Consider the following 17,951-nt stretch of genomic DNA (forward strand, 5'->3'; position numbering starts at 1 on the left):
TGTACAGAGCAAAAATCCGTAAGTAATCGGATCAAGTTCGAATCTAAAAACCCCGGGGAAACTCGGGGTTTTTTTATATTCAGGATGTTGTATTAAAGAGCGGCTTCGAAAACCCACTCTTGACGGGTGTTTTCGCAGTTGTAAATGAAACCACGAACTGCGCGAGCGGAAGGTGCGGAGGCGGCAATAAAGGTGGCACGCAAACTTGAAAAGTCGACTTCCATTTGAATGGCTTTGTATCGACTGTCAAATCCCTTGCCCTTATCAAAGATCAAATCCACCTGACAAGAGCGCGGGGAGTGGTGTGCGATCCGAATGGATGTCATAAGACCTGCGTTGCTGCGGGGTTTGAAAAGTGCCGCCTGAACATCAGGTGAAAGTTCCTGCGGTAGGCGATCGCGGAAATCTTCGCGGCGGTTCAGATAATAGCTTTCCTGCAAAAACGTTTTACTACCCACAAAGGTTTTATAGGTCTTGTCGCGGATGACTTTTTTTAAGTGAGCGCCAACATAACCACCCAAAATATTGAACCACTGCTTTTGCGTTTGGTTCAAATCCGGGGAGAGCATATTGCTGCCTAAGGCTTCGATCTTGCCGATGACTTTGGCCTGAGTGCCGCCGTGGACATAGCCGTACAAAATCATTCCAAAGAAATGGTACCAAGTGCCGTAACGATCACCCTTATAGTTGTGTCCACTTGAAATGGGTCTTAAGCGTTTTGTGATGGGTAGTGATTCTCGGTCTATAAAACGCCAGTTGTTCGCCAAAACATTCTCAATAGTAAGAAGAGTCAGATACACGTCGCCATGGTTGATACGATAGCTCGCTCGAAACAATTCCGGCAAAGTGATGGATTCGTAGTTTTCAGTTAAGATCCATTGGCGAAGGTTTTCTTCCTTGCCCGTGATCATAAAGCGATCCGTGAAGCCTAATGCCAGGGCGACTAGCAGTTTGGACCCCTGAGACATCATGTGTTTGTTTTTATAGGCGGCACTCCATTCGTGAGCAATCCCAAAGAGGGGTGGAAGGCCCCTACGAGATTCCTCTTGAATCACTTGGGTCAAAGTTTTTTCGAAACTTTCCAGATAAAGGGGACTTTCACGGCCTTGGATAGAGATGCCCTCGGTTGGCTCTGGTTGAGGAATGAGATCAGCAAGAGGGTCTTCCCACTCCCGCGGATCTGGAAGCCAGTTTTTATCCTGCGGGCCTTCTTTGCTGATCAAATTTTCCAGAATGTGTTTTGGGACCTGATTCGCGCGAGCGATCAGGGCCCTGTCTCCTTCGGGATCAATCAGCTTATAACTAGTTTGTCGATAGAGCTCGGGTTCGTTTTGTGCCGAAGACGGGGAGCGTTTGCCTGTGCTAAGAGCTTGCTGGATTTCCTGAAGCTGCTGCTGGATATGAGAGTTCAGGTTTTTTTCCAAGTTGAAAAAGGGAATGTATTTGGCTTTTTGATAGGCTGAGGCTTTCAACAGATGAATTTGGAAATTGGTGATGACGGTGTTTTTGGAATCGAGTGCTTGAAAGACATTGATACTGAACGAATCCGTGAACAAATGCGACCAATCACTGACTTCTTGAACAGTGATAAGTTGAGTTCCTTGCAGTAACTCAGTTGGAAGCTTGGAGGTTGCCCAACTTAAATTTTGCGGCTCTTGCAGATCCAGCATGGCATAGCTCATGATGAATTGAACGGATGCGAGGGCCATATTCATCTCACCCTGACAGGTATTTTCCGCGCAGGCCCATAGCTTCAGTGAATTAGAAATTTTTGGAAGAGTGCGAATGTTATTGAGGGCACTGCCTTTAAGTTCAGAAATACTCCGTGGAACTTGAAAGCGCGCCTGAGCCACCAGCACTGTTTGAATACGCAGTTCCGAATCCACTGGAAGGGTGGAAGCTTTGTTAATCAGCTTATTAAGATCGATCTTTTTATAGGGACTGGAAAGCGCCATTGCAGGGGATAGGAAGGCACTCTGATATTGAATATCAGAGGCTTCGGCAAGAGCTCTTAGCCCCACCAGTGTTGATAATAAGGTCAACAAAATACCCATCTTAAGCATTCCCAGGGTATGTGCAAATCCTCGGCCCGGATTTCGGATGCGAGGGCCCATTTAATTGCTTATGGGCCATGATTATTGCTTCTGTGACATTTTCAGCAAGCCTATGTTTAAGCCTTAGGCGTGGACTTAAAATGTGCTGACCCAAGAGGGCGAATGGAGTCTTTTCGATATGTTTGTTGTCAAAGACCAAGGGGTGAAGCGAAGTCGATAACCGTGAAGCGTGTTATCTTTTTCCGATGAAGTTGACGAAGGCATTAAAACAAATCACTGGGAAAAATTTCTTTAACAAGATGGGGCGCGACGATATTTTCGAGATGTCGGCATCCTTGTCTTTTTACACAGCGCTATCGCTGGCACCTTTGCTGGTGTTGATGCTGACCTTCGTGGCGCTGATAAACGATGGCTTTCGCGAAGAAATTCTCAAACAGATTCAATTCCTATTCGGAACTCAATCTTCTGATATTTTGCGTGAAATTGCCAAGAACGTGGAAAAGCAGCCGGAGGTGCGCGACATTGCCGGAATCCTGGGGTTGATCACCTTGATTTTTTCTGCGGGCGCCATCTTTGGCGAAATGCGCATGTCTTTAAATAAAATCTTTGAAGTGAAAATCGATTATAAAAAGTTAGAGTCGGAAACTTTCTTTCAATCCATTTGGACTTTCATGAAAACGAAACTTTTTAATATGGGCATGGTCTTAACCTTTGTCTTTATATCGATCGTTTCTTTGATTGTTTCCTCGGTTTTATCGATGTACCTGAAAGGTGCGGAAGCACTGCTGGGGCAGATCATTAATTTCGTTATTTCTCTTTTGATTTTCGGACTGCTGTTCAGTGCGATTTATTATTTTCTGCCGCAAGTAAACGTTCGACCCAAAGTTGCCTTAACTTCGGGTTTCATCACCGCTTTTATGTTTTCAATCGGTAAAGGCCTGATCGGTCTTTACATGGGTCAAAGTGCCGTCGCTTCGCTATATGGGGCTGCCGGATCGTTCATCGTTTTATTGTTATGGGTTTACTATTCCTCCGCTGTGATTTTTCTCAGTGCGGAAGTTGCCAATGAAATTAATAAGGAGGAAAGGCATGAAGAAGCTGCTCAAGTCGCTCGGTAAAATTGAAATCACTCTTGTTGCCATCGTAGTTTTTCTGGTGGTCGTGCGCATATTTTTGCCCTACGGAATTAAGTACGGGATTAATTGGTACATGGGCAATAAGATAGAAAACTACAAAGGTCATATCGAGGACTTTGACCTGGCTTTGTATCGCGGGGCCTATCAAATTCAAGGCTTGAAAATTTGGGAAAAAGCCAAGGGACCCAAGCAGCCACTGGTATTCATCAAGGACATCGATCTTTCGTTGGCATGGCGAGGGATATTCGCCGGGAAATTATTGGGAGATTTGAAAGTTGATGGCATGAAGTTGGATTTGGTCGACAGTGCGGATAAAAAGAAAAAACAAATGGGGGAAGATCAAGATTGGAAAACAGTCGTAGGTAAGTTGGTTCCCATCGAACTTGAATCCTTCCGTCTGACCAATAGTGAAGTCCATCTGTATAATAACGATTTCAAAGTCCCGGTGGATGTCGTCTTGGACCGTATCATGGTTTCTGCAACGAACATCAAGAATACTGATAAATCCAAAGAACTTTTGCCTAGTACGATGGAGGCGTCTGCGCGTTTACAAAAAAGTGGACATGTTACAGCTGGAGCTAAAATAAATCTGCTTTCAAAGATTCCCGCTTTTGAATCTAAAATGGCCATTGATAAGCTTGATATTACGAAGCTGAACGACTTCTTTAAGGGCTATGGACCCTTCACTTTTACGTCAGGAAATTTCAGTCTGTACGGCGAAGTAAGTACCCGGGATGGACGCGTCAAAGGTTATATGAAGCCATTTTTTGAAAATATCGACGTGATCAGCTCCAAGGAAAAATTTGATTCTCCAAAAAGATTCTTTTTTGAAATGGGCATTGCGATGAGTAACTTAATCTTAAGAAATTCAGAAAATAAAACTGTCGCGACACGGGTCGACTTTGAAGGTGCAGCAAAGGGCCCTGATATTAAAACTTGGGATGCCCTATGGGGATCGATACGTAATGGTTTTGTCGAGGCCTTGAAGAAAAAGTTGGACAATACTGTGTCCATCAAAGATGTTCCGAAAAAAGATTAGCTTCTATATCATGAAGCGGACAAAATAAAAAAGGCAGGAATTGAGCCTGCCTTTTTTATTTTAGGTAAGTAAGTACATTTCCAAGTAAGGCCGTACCTTTTAGTGGGCGTGTTTTTGGTGTTCACGACGTTGTTCGCCTAATCCTAGAACGGACATGTCTTGTGGGCCTTTAGCAAATTCTTCGATCATCTTGCGGCAGAACGCCGGGATGTCGGCGGGCTTGCGGCTGGTGACTAGACCATTATCAACCACGACTTCGTTATCTTCCCATTCGCCACCGGCGTTGATGATATCGGTGCGGATGGACGGGTAGCTGGTCACTTTTTTGCCTCTTAAAACCCCTGTTTCAATCAATGTTTGGGGGCCGTGGCAGATGGCTGCGATAGGCTTGCCTGTATCGACAAAGCCTTGAACGAATTGAACTACGCCCTCTTCTTCACGAAGTTTGTCGGGGTTGATCACGCCCCCTGGAAGCATCAGGGCATCGTAATCGTCAGCACCGGCAACGTTGATGGCCGTGTCGACTTTCAATGGTTTTGCCCAATTTCCTTTTTCCCAGCCTTTGATTTCACCAGAATTAATTGAAACGATTTCGACTTTGGCGCCAGCATCTTCCAGGGCCTTTTTTGGGAGTAGTAGTTCGGATTGTTCGAAACCGTCGGCAGCGAGGATGGCAACGTTCTTGCCTTCTAGCTCTTTACTCATGATTCTTCCTCCTTGAATGAGCTTTTATGATTAAGCCTGACCAAGGAGGAAGCAATTTACAGAAGATGATCGTGTCTAATAACAATAATTACTTCGACAGAGTCGGAGGGATGGTTATTTGGCATGGCAAGTGACAGTGATTGTCTCTGCCTTACCTTCTTCTTTCTTCAGTTTTAGATTCATGGCCTCGGTGTCGCCAGGGACCATGCTAAATACCGCGCCCACAAAACCCTCACCTGCGTTAACGCTGTTTGCATTTTCGCTGGAAGCAATTGAATGCTGGGCAGAGATGTAAGCAACCGTCACACCACGTTGACCGTTCACCTTGCGCACAGTGAATGGCTTTTCACCGTCTTTTTCGTATTTAAGTTGTGCAGTAGTTTCCGTATCAGTTTGTGAAGTAACAACGGCTTCATAGTCAGTGCCATCGATCTTACAAACAACTGCGTCTGCATCGATGTCACCGGTTACTGGCAACTTATAGTTTTCCAAAATCTCTTTTGATTCCAATAGGGCCCATCTGTCAGCGATATCCAAGAACAATGGATCTGTATCCTTAATGGATGGATTCAAGAATTTCGCGATTTGCGACTGCATCTTATCCATTCTAGAGATCAACCCAAGCAACTCTTTACCAAGAAGTTTTCGGGTGCCTGGGATATCTTTAGGGCAGGCGTCCAAAGTTGGCAAAAGTGGTTGCAATGGCTCAGAAAGATCTGCAATTGTCTGAGGCAAACGGAACGTTTTGCTGTCTGTTAGAAGAGCGTTGAAGTTCGCTAGGAAATAGCCGTAGCCCTGGCACACTGTTTCGTCTTGCGCACCACTGTGCATAGTTTGGATCAGGATTTTCGCTTTCTTAGAAACGTGCTCAGCGACCGCGATGATTCTGTTTTGCTCTTGGGGAGATGGCGTGATCAAGCTTTGACGTTCGATCAATGCTTTTTCGATAGCAGTTTGTTGATCCTTAGTGAAGCCACCATCGGCTGCGATTTTTTTAAAGCCCATAAGCAAAGCTTGGAATTGCATGTCTTTGTCGGACGCTGCGATTTGCAGGTCTTTCAAAGTGATCGTTGACTTGATGTCACCCGAGCTCAAAGCTTGCAAAAGGGATTCACCTTTAGGGGAGAACTTTTTCGTGATGAATTCGCGCAACAGCTTGGAGTTATCATCTTGAAGCTTGTCAGACATCACGTCCATTTGCAGACGGAATGTGGATTCGTAAAGTTTCAGCGTCAAGTTTTTCAAAGCGTCCTGACGGGAAGTGGAGTCGATGATGCCAGCGTCCTCAGCGGAAACTTCTGCTTGTTTGGCTGCTTCTGCTGCACTCAAGTCTTCGGCTGGACCAGTTTGTCTTTCCTGGATCCCCGCCGTTTGGGAAGAGCCACCTGATTTTGTGCTTTTAGTGCAACCCGCCGCAATCATCAGAAGAGCGCTTACTAAGATTAGCTTTTTCATATCGTTTCCCTCTCTCTTCCGTTAATTACTTAGCTTCTTCTGCGCCAGGCAGGATTGTTAATAGGTACTCAAGTTTTTCTTTTGCTGGTAAAGCGCCAGCTTTGAACATATTGATGTCGTTTACTGTGACATCTTTGAATTTCGCATCCGTCGCTGGAGCCGGAGTGGAAGCGCGACGTACTGCTGTTCTTGCAATGCGCAGGTCTTCCAGGTCTTTTTCCTTCATGCTGGTCAACAAGTCCGACTTAGTGATTGACGACATCGCATCTAAAGCAATCGCATTGTTAGCCAAAGCCACCGCTTTGAAAGATCCCACGTCGCGAGAGTTCACAGCGCTTTCCGAGTTCATCAATGAAGTTTTCGCGATGCGGTTCACACGGAACTGATCTAAGAACGCTTTGTCTTCGGCATAGTGTGATTGAGAGCTGCCCATGCGTCTTGAAATCACATTCAATAGTTTCTCCTGGAAGCTAACTTTGTGATTAGGAAGACCCATGCGACGTTGTGCCGATTCAACCATCGGAACGTCAAACCAGTGTGTGTCTTTACCTTTGTTCACGCTGCCTGGAGCCGAGAACACATCGTACTTCCATTTTGTATTCAAGTAGATGTTTCCAGCTCTGTCGCGGAACTCTACGTTTGTATTCACTTGGTCAAACAATAGGGAAGCCACAGTCGAAGAGATCTCTGGAGCCAAATCCTTGATGTCCATATAGTTGTCTTCGTGCTGACGTACTTCGCTCGTCATACGTACAAACAAGGCCTCAGCCGCCGCCAATTTATCCGGACCGATACCACGGATATCGATCTGATCAGCGTAAGACGAAGGATTCGAACGGAAACGCACGTCGTTAAAGTTTTTACCACCTTGAGCTACGACAACTAAATCCGTATCAGCCAACTCGAGTTCCCAGCAGCTATTAGCGCTTGCATCGATGGCTTTAAGAGCACCGATATCTGTTACAAGGTGCAAGTTGTCTTTTTTAGCAACCGCGCACAGAACCTCTGGCGTTTTCATCACATCCAGGAAGAATCGACCGGAGATCAAGGCCGCTTGTTTTAAATCCTTCATGTCTGGATCGAAAGTCCAATCCAAAGAGTCATCGTCAAGGGCGAACTGGTTCTTGATGGAAGAGTAAATCTCCATAAAGTTACGGATGTATTGGAAGTTATCCAAACGACCGCTGTAGTAACCACCTTCTTGAACTTTCGAGAAGCTTTCGCGGCCGTTACGGAAATTTCTTACCAGGTAACGTTGTTGATAGCTTTCGATCAAGTGGTTTACGATTTCAACGAAAGTTGTTCCTTTGTCGAAGCGTTTACAGTTCGCAGACAAGTCCACGCTTTCGTCAGAGCAATATTTAAAGTCACGCAGAACCAGATCTTTTTTCTCTGCTTGAAGCTTTGTCAAAGTATCAGGAACATCAACGGTCGCACCAGTTTCAGTCATAACCTTGCGGCTGTAACCGAAGCGCAATGCTGCGATGTCGTATTTACCCAAAGTCGGAAGCAAGTTCAATTCGCTGTAACCATAGTCCATCACAGAGCTGTATGGGATTTCATGTTTTACACCCATTTTTGCAAGCTCGCCCTCTGTATAGAAGTTCATTCTGTCTTCAGAGCCTTGGAAGTTATGGCGCAGACCCAAGTTATGACCAAGTTCATGAACCAAAGTTGGAACCCAAACTTCAGGCATGATGATCGCGATCACTTGTTCTTTTTCAGATTCGCTCAAGTCATTCCATAATTTCATGTTCTTACCAAGTTTGCCGATCAAAGCTTTCTTGATGTACTCGCTGAATGGGAAAAGTTCAGACGGGTAGTTACAATATTTGGACTGAGCTGACAATGTATCGATCGTCTGTACGGCTGCATTTTGCTGAATGCCTTCATTAGCATCGGCCGCCGCTTTTAGGCTCGTGCGTGCATTGTAGCGTGCAGATACCTTCGTCATGTTTTTAAGTTGAGCCTTCACCTGTTGGCGAAGAACTGCCGAGTTTTGCTTAAGGTTTGCTTTTGAAACCAAAGAACCTGTTTGAGTTGTTCCAGCGGAGCCTTTTTTAGTGGCTGTGTATGTGTGACCTACTTTGTAACCAACTGTATCTGCGTGCACATAGCGAGCGTAAGTATCCGCCGTCAATTTTGCTTTCATAGAATCAGAAATTGCTGCCTGAGTTCCTTCAGCCGCAGAGGCAGGTTTTTCTTTTTTATAAGACTGTGTCAGTTCGATGTCGCCAGAGTTTTGCAGCTCTTTCACAACTTCATCATAAGTGTAACGCACACCTTGTACGAAGTTACCGTAGTACATAGCTACACGACCACTGATGATTTCACCTGTGCGAGGATTTGCAACTGTCGGTCCGTACCCCAATGGGCCACCAGAAACTGGATCTTCAACCATAACGATCATGCTGTTGCGTGTGTCACCAGGTTGTTTGTGGTCCGGATCTTTAAGAACCAAACGCATTTCAAGGCCAGCCGCTTTAAGACCTGCATTCACGCGGTCAAAAGCAGTGCGAGTGGCTTCCTTGATGGATTTGTATTCTGGCTTGTTGAAATTGTCAGACATGTAGTAAACGATTTCTTTTCTGTCTGGATTCCAACGGTTCATCCACTCTTTTTGATTCGCTTGCGTGCGTGTCAAGTCCACATCATACTTGCGGTTTTCGCTTGTGAAGAAACCGAAAGTATCTTTGTCAGTTTTTGGGTACTCGATTTTTTTATAACCAGGGGAAGTCACTTTGCTCAATTTATTGAACGAGTAGTGATAGATGATCTGGCTTTGCAATTCATCGACGCTATTGATGGAGTACATCTGAGTGCCCAGGCACGCAGGGGTTCCGCGGAATACTTTCTCGATTTGAATGTTCAATGAGCCATCTTTCAATTCATAGTTCAAGAAGCGAGAGGATGTCTCGTTGAAGCAAGAGAAACCATAAAGCTGTTGCATTTCAACTGGAAGAACAGACATACCTGTCGTTTTCATGCTGTTAAAGTCAGGGATAAAGTTGGCTTTTTTAGACCAATTGATTTCGCTGTTTTCTTCTTCCTTATTTGTACATTTGCCGTAACGGTCTTCAGCGCAACGGTATTGAACGTGTTTGATAGGGATTTCAAGCAAAATGCGGTTATTCAAAGTGTTGTCTTTAGAGATGCGGGCATCATCGCCAGCTTCAACAACTTGAAGAGTGTTTTCAGTAAAGCGGAATTTTACGATTTTCTCAGTTCCTTGCCAGAAAGGCAGGGCCGAAGAGATCCCGGCATCGTCGTTGTTTGACAAGTCAGAAGAAGCAACGAAAAGGTATTCGTCATCTGGTGACAGAGTTGATTTCGTTTCAACGTTTTCTTTAAAGACCTGCTTATACGGAACTTCTTTCGTACAAGAAATCATTATTGTTGAAATGGCCAGCAGCAAAGCACCAGTTAAAGGAATTTTGCGTTTAATGTTGCTGTTCATACTCTCTCCTCTTCAAAAATCTCAAAAAACAAAACTTAAAATTAAATATTCAAATTAATACCGGCTTTAATGACAGAGCTGGTGTCATTGAAAAGCTCGATATTGGAATCAACTCCGTTTGGTTTCAAAGCGCTTCCTTCGTTGGAGGTGCCGACATAAACTGCAAAGTTTGGGGCGAATTCATAAGACAATTCCGCGCTGAAAACGAATTTCGAGCGGGTGTCATCGTTATAAAGCCATGCTTGCGTGTATTTGAATAAAGTGTCCAAAGCGAAGTTGCTAAACAAAGGCAACGTGTAGCCCAGAGTCAGAGTTCCTGTGTTTCTGACGTTATAAACACCCTCAGCGGTCATGTTGTATTCATGGAAGTTGCGAGCGGCTGAAATACCCGTCAAAGCAGAGCTGCCCCAGAAAAGATTTTTATACGCCAGTGCGGAAGACAGGACTGCTGTTCCTTGAAGTGAGGATTCATCCTGAATTTTTCTATTGGTCGGAAGAATGGCTGTTACACCATTTTTCCAATCGAGGTTTGTATTTACTGGAGTGGTGAAAGACAAACCTGCAGTTGAATTATCGAAACCTGCCTCTTCAGTACCCGTATGTTGTTTATATACGGCTGTCGAAAGCTTAAGTGTTGTGATCTTGTTGAATTTATAAAGCATTGTCGTTTCTAAAGCAGTTTGGGCATCACGTTCGTAGGTGCCCTCTTTCATTAGATTGCTTTCAGTCTCGAGGTTAAATCCAAAACCCCATGGCGAAGTGGCTGATGGGTTGGCTGGTGACTTCGCTTTTGTCACCGAAGTCGCGGAGTTCGCTGCCAACACGGGAGCAGCAAAAGAAAGCGCTGCCAGGAGTGTGAACCCTTGTATGGCGTTTCTTATATATTTAAAGACTTTAAAGCTGCTCACAATAGTCTCCACGACGGGTTTCTGGAATTAGAACCCATCTCTAAGTTCTATGTGAGCAAGGGGTAGGCCATTAAAAATGAGTTAAGGAACCGTTTAATTGGATTACAGGGGTGGTTGTGCCTTTCGTGACATTCCACGCGACGAGCTGTTCATAGTCTGGTCAGGTGACTTTCAGTGTCTCAAAAAGAGACAAGCACCATGATGCAGTACCTTCGGACCTATTGCGGAGTGCTGCAGGTTTTTCAGTTGGGGCTGTTTTCCCTCTGAGATATGCTTTCACTTCATAGGGGGATTTCATGATCGTTCAACCTCAAATTCTTACCAAAGCTCTGGACGCCGCACTATCAACCGGGGCGGATTTCGCAGATATCTTTGTTGAAGACACTTACTCTTCCAATCTTTCTATTTTGAGTTCCAAAGCAGACCAGGCCATCGTAGGCCAGCTTTATGGTGCCGGCATTCGCTTGTTCTTCGGGCATGAAATTGTTTATGTCACCACCAATGATTTAACGGAGCAAGGTTTGGTGAAAGCCGCTTTGAATGCGGCGAAAAGCCGTGGCACGGGCGAAGCTAAAAAATCAATGCCTTTGATGCAGGTGCCATTTGATACGGTTCATACCTATGGTGAAAAACCTTGGGAGATGAATCGCGATCGTAAATTCGCATGGCTGAACTCCGTTGATCAAAACGCAAGGAATCGCAATTCCGCGGTTACGCAAGTTGAAGCCGCTTTAAATGAAAAATTCCAAAAGGTACAAATCGCAAATTCACGGGGTTTGATGGCTTATGACGAGCGCGCTTACAGCCGCTTAAATATGGAAGTTTTTGTCGAACACATGGGAGTGAAAGAAAGCTCCAGCGAACGTTACGGTCACATGGGAACATCTGAACTGTACGATGGCTTAGATATGCAAAAATTCGCCCACGAGAATGTCGACCGCGCCATGGGTCTTACGACAGCGAAGTTTGCGCCAGCGGGAGAGATGCCAGTTCTGATCGACAATTCCTTCGGTGGAGTTTTGTTCCACGAAGCTTGCGGTCACGGTCTTGAAACGACGGCGGTTGCCAAAGAATCTTCTGTATTCTGCGGTAAGATGGGTCAAAAGATCGCGAATGAATGTGTTACGGCTGTGGATGATGGGACAATCAAAAATGGTTGGGGTTCCCTGAACATTGATGATGAGGGCAATAAAACAAAACGTACTACATTGATTGAAAACGGTGTTTTAAAATCATATATCGTCGACGAAATGGGCTCGCGCCAAACAGGTTATGAGGTGACGGGCAGCGGTCGTCGCCAGTCTTATAAATACGCACCCGCTTCTCGTATGAGAAACACATTTATTGATGCGGGTAAGGATTCCTTCGAGGAAATGATCCGCGACGTGGATTACGGTCTTTACGCCAAAAACATGGGCGGCGGATCAGTCAATCCGGGAACGGGCGATTACAATTTCCAAGTGCGTGAAGCTTATATCATCAGAAATGGTCGTATCGAGGAAATGGTGAAGGGTGCCTGCCTGATTGGTCGTGGCATCGACACATTAGGTAAGATCACAAAAGTCTCTAATGAACTGAAGTTGGCGACGGGGATGTGCGGCTCTGTGAGCGGTTCTATCCCGGCAGCGGTGGGACAACCGCAAATCCTTGTTTCAAGTCTTATGGTTGGTGGGAGAGCAGGATAATGGACACTATTAAACAAAGCTTCCAAACAATTGCGGCTCAAGCAAAACAAGATGGCGTCAAAGTTGAAATGCTCATTTCCGGAGGTGAAAGTCTGGATTTGGGTTTTCAAAAAATGAAATTGAATACTTTTGAATCGACCCAAACTCAGACGGCGGGTCTTCGTGTGTTGATGGGGGCAAGCCAAGGATATGCCTACACGGAAAATCTGTCGGCCGAGGCATTGATGCGCACTTATAATGAGGCTTTTAACAATGCCAAAACAGTGCAGAGCGAAGACAAATTCGAAATTCCTATGATGAAGCCCGCGGCTTATCAAGCGATGAACCTTTTCAATCCCGAAGAAATCGAGATGGAAAAAAAGATGGAAGTGGCGAAAGCTCTGGAAGAAAAATGCCTGGCGTTGGATTCTCGCGTGCAAGCGGTTCCCTATTCAGGATTCTCTCAAGGCTCAAGTTTTATGCGCATTCTTAACACCGAAGGCGTCGATCAAGAATTCAAACAAAACTATTACGTCGGCAGAACGGCTCCCTTGGCGAAAGAGGGCGAGATGTCAAAAATGGGCGGCGATGGATTCTTTGTTCGCTCTTTTGATAAGATCAATACCGATGAAGTGGCTCGCACGAGCGTGAACAACGCTGTGAAGTATTTGGGGGCTACAAAACTTAAAACGGGAAATTACCCCGTGGTTTTGGATCGCAAGGTTTTCCCGACAGTCTTGGCGATGTTGCTGTCTTATCTATCAGCTAAAGAAGTTCACGAGAATAAATCCTTGTTGAAAGGTCGTATTGGTCAAAAAGTGGCTAGCGACAAATTTAATTTGGTGGATGATCCGTTTGAATTGAGTGGGTCTTCGGTCAGACCTTTTGATTCTGAAGGAGCCCCTTCTCAAAAAACAGTTCTATTCGAAAATGGTGTTTTGAAAAACTATCTGACGAATTTGGAATATTCAAAACGTATGAATTTGCCTCACACGGCGAATGCATCTCGTGGTCCAAGTTCTCCCATGGATATCGGGCCTACGAATTTGGTTGTCGCCAAAGGTTCCAAGACGCAAGAGCAGTTGCTTTCGTTGAATCCAGGACAAACAGTTCATATCACAAAATTCACCGGGGGCTTGCATGCGGGCTTTAAGGATTCCACAGGGGATCTGTCGATGCCGGCCGAGGGGTTTTTATACGAGAATGGCAAGTGCCTGGGACCTGTTGATCAATTTGTCGTTTCAGGAAATGTATTAGATGTTTTGCGTGATATCGTGGAGTTGGGAGATACCTATGATCGCCCAGGTCGCAGTTTAATCGCGCCGGATGTTTTGATTAAATCAATGAGCTTTGCTGGCGGCTAAGCGCCAGCATTGGGTTACGAAGCAAAGCGATTCTTGATGCGGGAAAAGAGACCTTTCTTGACCCAGATTTCGGGATTGCTTTGCAGACGATCATAATTGTCATCGATGTATCGCAGCTGATTGTAGAGCAGGTCCACGGCCTCTTTGGCGGTGTTGTAGCTGTCAGCAGAAATGAAGTTGCGATACTTGGGACTTTCCACCCACAACTCGCCCTTAGAGTTGAGTGTGATATGAACATCGGCGAATCCGTAGACACGGTTCGGTCCTTGCTTTGAAACTTCACCTTCGAATTTCAGGTGATTAAAGAGCCAGTTCTGTTTGGCTTGTTCTTCCAATTTGTTAGCGATGTATTGACGTGCCTGTGCGCTGACCATGGAAAACTCCTTTCTCCAATAGCAGTCCTATCGGTTCAAGAGATCGCAAGCTTTAGTCAAAAGACCAGCAACTTGATGGATGTTCAGCTTTAAATGCCTGCGTGCACGCTTCAGGAAGATGTTTAGTTAGGCGCTATAATCACTTGTATTTCAGAATGGCACCCGCGATTTCTGTGAATCCTAAACCACCACGCTTCTGCGCCACATATGTGGGATGAAATTTGATTTGATCAACAAAGTTTTGAATGTTTGCAACGGCAAAACTATTTGGAAAATATTGAAACATGGGTTCGTCGTTCGGGGAGTCGCCACTGAAGCCGCAGACTTTTTTAGCGTCTTCGGAGGAGACGCCGAATTCTTGCTGCAGAAATTTAAGCGACATAGAAAGCTTGTCGTAAGAACCAAACCAGCCATTCACGTGGATCGAACTGACTTTGGCTTGGGCACCGTGGGACTTAAAAATATCCACGATTTTTTGGACTTCGTTTTTGGGAAGAGCAGGGACGTCTTCACAAAAATCAATAGCCAAATCCATCATGCGACAGAATTGGTCACTCGCTAAATCGCAGCCGGGAACTTTCTGGAGAATTTCTTTTTCGAGCAAATTCAGTTTGGCGCGGTTGTTTTTTTGAACTTCTTCATCAAAGAAAAAGTGACGATGCATTTTTTTATCGTGATAACGGAAATAGAATCCACCGTTTTCACCAATGATGCCACTGACCGGCCACACGCGGGCGATCATTTCGCACCATCCCGCGGGACGACCGGTAACCGGGATGACTTTTATTCCTGCATTGTGCAACTCCCACATCGCTTCATAGGCTTCGGCTCCCAAAAGACCTTCATCTGTCAGGGTGTCGTCGATATCGGTTAGCAAATATTTGAGGGATGCTGAGAATGCTGAAATTGGTTTCATCCTCACAAGGTATCTGCTTTTGGTACTGGTTGTCAAAATTCAGACTTGCCTAATGGGGGTTCAGCATTCATGTTTTGTCTATATATTATATCCCGGTTACAAGCCGGATGAAGGGCTGGGTACATGGCCAAAAAAACTGACGCGGCATCCGACGGAATCAAACTCGTCATCGTGGAGTCTCCGACAAAGGCAAAAACTATTCGTAAGTTTCTAGGCAGAGACTACGTGGTTGAGTCTTGCATGGGGCATATCCGCGATTTGCCACAATCCGCAAAAGACATCCCTGAAAAAGTTAAAAAAGAAAAATGGGCTCAGCTCGGCGTCAACGTTGATAAAAACTTTGAACCACTTTACTGCATCCCTAAAGACAAAACCAAAGTTGTTAAAAATCTAAAAGACAAACTCGACGAAGCCTCAGAGCTCTATCTCGCGACCGATGAAGACCGCGAAGGGGAGTCTATCAGCTGGCATTTGCTGGAAGTTCTAAAACCAAAAGTTCCGACAAAGCGAATGGTGTTCCATGAGATCACTAAGGATGCGATTCAGAAGGCGTTGAAAGACACGCGTGAAATCGACTTCAACCTGGTACGTGCGCAAGAGGCACGTCGTGTCTTGGATCGTTTGGTGGGGTATACGATCTCTCCTCTTCTTTGGAAGAAAGTGGCTTACGGTCTGTCAGCGGGGCGCGTGCAGTCCGTGGCTGTCCGTTTGATCGTTGAGCGTGAGCAAGAACGTATCCGCTTTAAAAAGTCTGCTTACTGGGGTGTGTTGGCCGAGCTATCGAAAGATGGCGTGAACTTCGAATCTCGTTTGCAGCAATTCAAAAATCAGCGCGTAGCAACTGGTAAAGACTTTGATGGTCTAACGGGTCAGTTGACGGCGGGTAAGGATGTTTTGGTTCTGGGTGAAAAAGACGCTGCCAAATTGTCGGCTGATTTGAAATCGGGACCATGGACAGTTTCTGATGTCGAGGAAAAACCAACATTCAGAAAACCCGCAGCTCCATTTATCACTTCAAGTTTGCAACAGGAATCGAATCGTAAGTTGGGCCTCTCTGCTCGTGAAACGATGCAGGTCGCACAAAAACTGTACGAGCAAGGTTTCATCACCTATATGCGTACGGACTCCACGTTCTTGTCTAATGAAGCGATCAATGCTTCTCGTGATTGCATCACTTCAAAATATGGCAAAGAGTATCTGACTCCGCAGCCGCGCACTTATGCTGCTAAAAAAGTTAAAGGCGCACAGGAAGCCCATGAGGCGATTCGCCCTGCGGGTATTCAATTCCAAGACCCAGATGAAACGGGTCTGACAGGTCATCAGTTCAAACTTTACGATTTGATTTGGAAACGTACGATTGCATCGCAAATGGTTGATGCTCGTCAAAAACAAGTCAGCGCAAAAATCACGGTGGGTGATGCGATCTTTGGTGCCTCTGGCATGACGATCGAATTCCCAGGTTTCTTACGTGCGTATGTTGAGGGTTCTGATGATCCTGAAGCAGATTTGGCAGAACGCGAAGTGCGTTTGCCAGCACTTAAGGTCAAAGACTCTGTGAAGTGTACAAAACTAGATCCAACTTCTCATGAAACAAAACCTCCAGCTCGTTATACCGAGGCCAGCCTTGTACAGACGATGGAGAAAGAAGGAATTGGTCGTCCTTCAACTTACGCGTCTGTTATCGGTACTATTATCGATCGCGGATATGTACGTAAGGGTGGTACGGCTTTGATTCCAACATTCACGGCGATGATCGTATCAAAACTATTGAGCAGCTATCTGACTCAGTATGTGGACTTGGGCTTTACTTCTGAGATGGAACAAAGCCTGGATAATATCGCAGACGGTGAACTGGATTGGGAAAGCTACTTGGCATCCGTGTACAAAGGCCCTAAAGGTTTGCGTGCGATGGTTGATAACCAAGAAGAAAAAATCAATCCCGATGAAGCTCGTACAATGTCCTTGGAAGGCATGGATAAATACAAATTCCACGTCGGCCGTTACGGCGCGTACCTGACAACTCAGCGTGATGGCGAAGATGTCAGCGCGTCGGTTCCAGATAACGAATCACCAGCGGATATCACTCCCGAGATCGCAGAGAAATTGATTGATCAAAAAATCAATGGTGCCGATGCATTGGGTAAAGATCCCAAAACGGGCGAACCGATTTATGTTTTAAGTGGTCGTTATGGTCCTTATGTTCAGTTGGGCGATGTGTCCCCTGAAAATGATAAGCCAAAACGTGCCTCACTTCCGCCAAACATGCAGCCGGAGCAAGTTGATCTGCAAACAGCTCTGGATCTGTTGTCATTGCCACGAAGTCTGGGTAATCACCCGGGTACGGGGAAAGACATCAAAGCGGGCTTGGGACGTTTCGGTCCATTCATCGTTCATGATGGTGACTATCGTTCGATTCCAAAGGGTGAAAGTGTTTTGACGATTACTTTCGAGCGCGCGATGGAAATGTTGGCGCAACCTAAGAAAGGTCGCGGTAAAGCCGCGGCACTTCGTGATTTGGGTGCTCATCCAGAAACAGGTGATGCGATTCAAGTTTTCAATGGTCCTTACGGTCCTTACATTAAGAGTGGCAAGGTTAATGCTTCGTTGCCAGAGGGGACGACTGTTGAGTCAGTTACCTTGGAACAAGCCGTGGGCTTGATCAACGAGAAGGGCCCGGCGAAAGGTTCTAAAGGTAAAGGCAAGGCCAAGGCAGCACCAAAAGCGGCGAAGGCTCCTAAGGCTGCAAAAGCCGCTAAGGAAGCACCGGCTGCACCTAAGAAGTCCCTGAAAGCTGCCGAGTCTGCGAAAGACAAAGCTCAAGCTCTGGGAGTTAAGAAAGTCGTTACCAGAAAAGCTAAAAAGTAAAATGAACTAAAAGG

General features: G+C 45.6%; 12 protein-coding genes. 5 read left to right on the forward strand and 7 right to left on the reverse strand.

Annotated elements, in window-relative coordinates:
• Window positions 1-92: 92 nt before the first annotated feature.
• Window positions 93-2,063 (reverse strand): hypothetical protein, encoded by a 1,971-nt coding sequence (locus ACLSU7_RS16270; RefSeq protein WP_413292952.1) that lies wholly within the window; start codon window positions 2,061-2,063, stop codon window positions 93-95.
• 236 nt (window positions 2,064-2,299) lie between these two features.
• On the opposite strand from ACLSU7_RS16270, the gene ACLSU7_RS16275 reads away from it, so the two are divergent.
• Together ACLSU7_RS16275 and ACLSU7_RS16280 are read left to right on the forward strand one after the other, a co-directional pair.
• A complete protein-coding gene (locus tag ACLSU7_RS16275; protein ID WP_413292953.1) occupies window positions 2,300-3,172 on the forward strand; it encodes a YihY/virulence factor BrkB family protein in 873 nt (290 codons plus the stop codon).
• Window positions 3,144-4,229, forward strand: a complete 1,086-nt coding sequence (locus ACLSU7_RS16280) for a DUF748 domain-containing protein (protein WP_413292954.1) — start codon at window positions 3,144-3,146, stop codon at window positions 4,227-4,229. The genes ACLSU7_RS16275 and ACLSU7_RS16280 overlap by 29 nt, the downstream gene beginning before the upstream one ends.
• Before the next feature lie 99 nt (window positions 4,230-4,328).
• Here the strand turns inward: ACLSU7_RS16280 and ACLSU7_RS16285 are convergent, their stop codons facing one another.
• The 4 genes from ACLSU7_RS16285 to ACLSU7_RS16300 all read right to left on the reverse strand — a co-directional run bounded on the left by ACLSU7_RS16285 (window position 4,329) and on the right by ACLSU7_RS16300 (window position 10,754).
• Complete coding sequence (locus ACLSU7_RS16285) at window positions 4,329-4,934, reverse strand: type 1 glutamine amidotransferase domain-containing protein (RefSeq protein ID WP_413292955.1); 606 nt, start codon at window positions 4,932-4,934, stop codon at window positions 4,329-4,331.
• A 114-nt stretch (window positions 4,935-5,048) separates the two neighbouring features.
• A complete protein-coding gene (locus ACLSU7_RS16290) occupies window positions 5,049-6,389 on the reverse strand; it encodes a hypothetical protein (RefSeq protein ID WP_413292956.1) in 1,341 nt (446 codons plus the stop codon).
• 25 nt (window positions 6,390-6,414) lie between these two features.
• Entirely contained in the window at window positions 6,415-9,846 is a 3,432-nt protein-coding gene (locus ACLSU7_RS16295) for a zinc-dependent metalloprotease (RefSeq protein ID WP_413292957.1), read from the reverse strand.
• Window positions 9,847-9,887: 41 nt separating this feature from the next.
• The gene (locus ACLSU7_RS16300; protein WP_413292958.1) at window positions 9,888-10,754 is read right to left on the reverse strand and encodes a hypothetical protein; all 867 of its coding nucleotides are present in this window, start codon (window positions 10,752-10,754) and stop codon (window positions 9,888-9,890) included.
• Between the two features lie 296 nt (window positions 10,755-11,050).
• Here ACLSU7_RS16300 and ACLSU7_RS16305 point away from each other — a divergent pair, with 296 nt between their 5' ends.
• Both ACLSU7_RS16305 and ACLSU7_RS16310 read left to right on the forward strand, forming a co-directional pair.
• On the forward strand, window positions 11,051-12,439 hold the full coding sequence (locus ACLSU7_RS16305) for a TldD/PmbA family protein (RefSeq protein WP_413292959.1): 1,389 nt from the start codon (window positions 11,051-11,053) through the stop codon (window positions 12,437-12,439).
• A complete protein-coding gene (locus ACLSU7_RS16310) occupies window positions 12,439-13,782 on the forward strand; it encodes a TldD/PmbA family protein (protein WP_413292960.1) in 1,344 nt (447 codons plus the stop codon). Before ACLSU7_RS16305 ends, ACLSU7_RS16310 begins: the two co-directional genes overlap by 1 nt.
• 14 nt (window positions 13,783-13,796) lie before the next feature.
• On the opposite strand, the gene ACLSU7_RS16315 is transcribed toward ACLSU7_RS16310, so the two are convergent.
• Window positions 13,797-14,156, reverse strand: a complete 360-nt coding sequence (locus ACLSU7_RS16315) for a hypothetical protein (protein WP_181604933.1) — start codon at window positions 14,154-14,156, stop codon at window positions 13,797-13,799.
• 139 nt (window positions 14,157-14,295) lie between these two features.
• Window positions 14,296-15,072: an HAD family hydrolase gene (locus tag ACLSU7_RS16320; RefSeq protein WP_413292961.1), complete on the reverse strand. Its 777-nt coding sequence runs from the start codon at window positions 15,070-15,072 to the stop codon at window positions 14,296-14,298.
• 123 nt (window positions 15,073-15,195) lie between these two features.
• Between ACLSU7_RS16320 and topA the strand changes: the two genes are divergently transcribed.
• Complete coding sequence (gene topA / locus ACLSU7_RS16325) at window positions 15,196-17,937, forward strand: type I DNA topoisomerase (protein WP_413292962.1); 2,742 nt, start codon at window positions 15,196-15,198, stop codon at window positions 17,935-17,937.
• The last annotated feature ends 14 nt before the right edge of the window (window positions 17,938-17,951 follow it).

It is taken from the genome of Bdellovibrio sp. HCB185ZH (assembly GCF_047302455.1).
Taxonomy (GTDB): Bacteria; Bdellovibrionota; Bdellovibrionia; order Bdellovibrionales; family Bdellovibrionaceae; genus Bdellovibrio.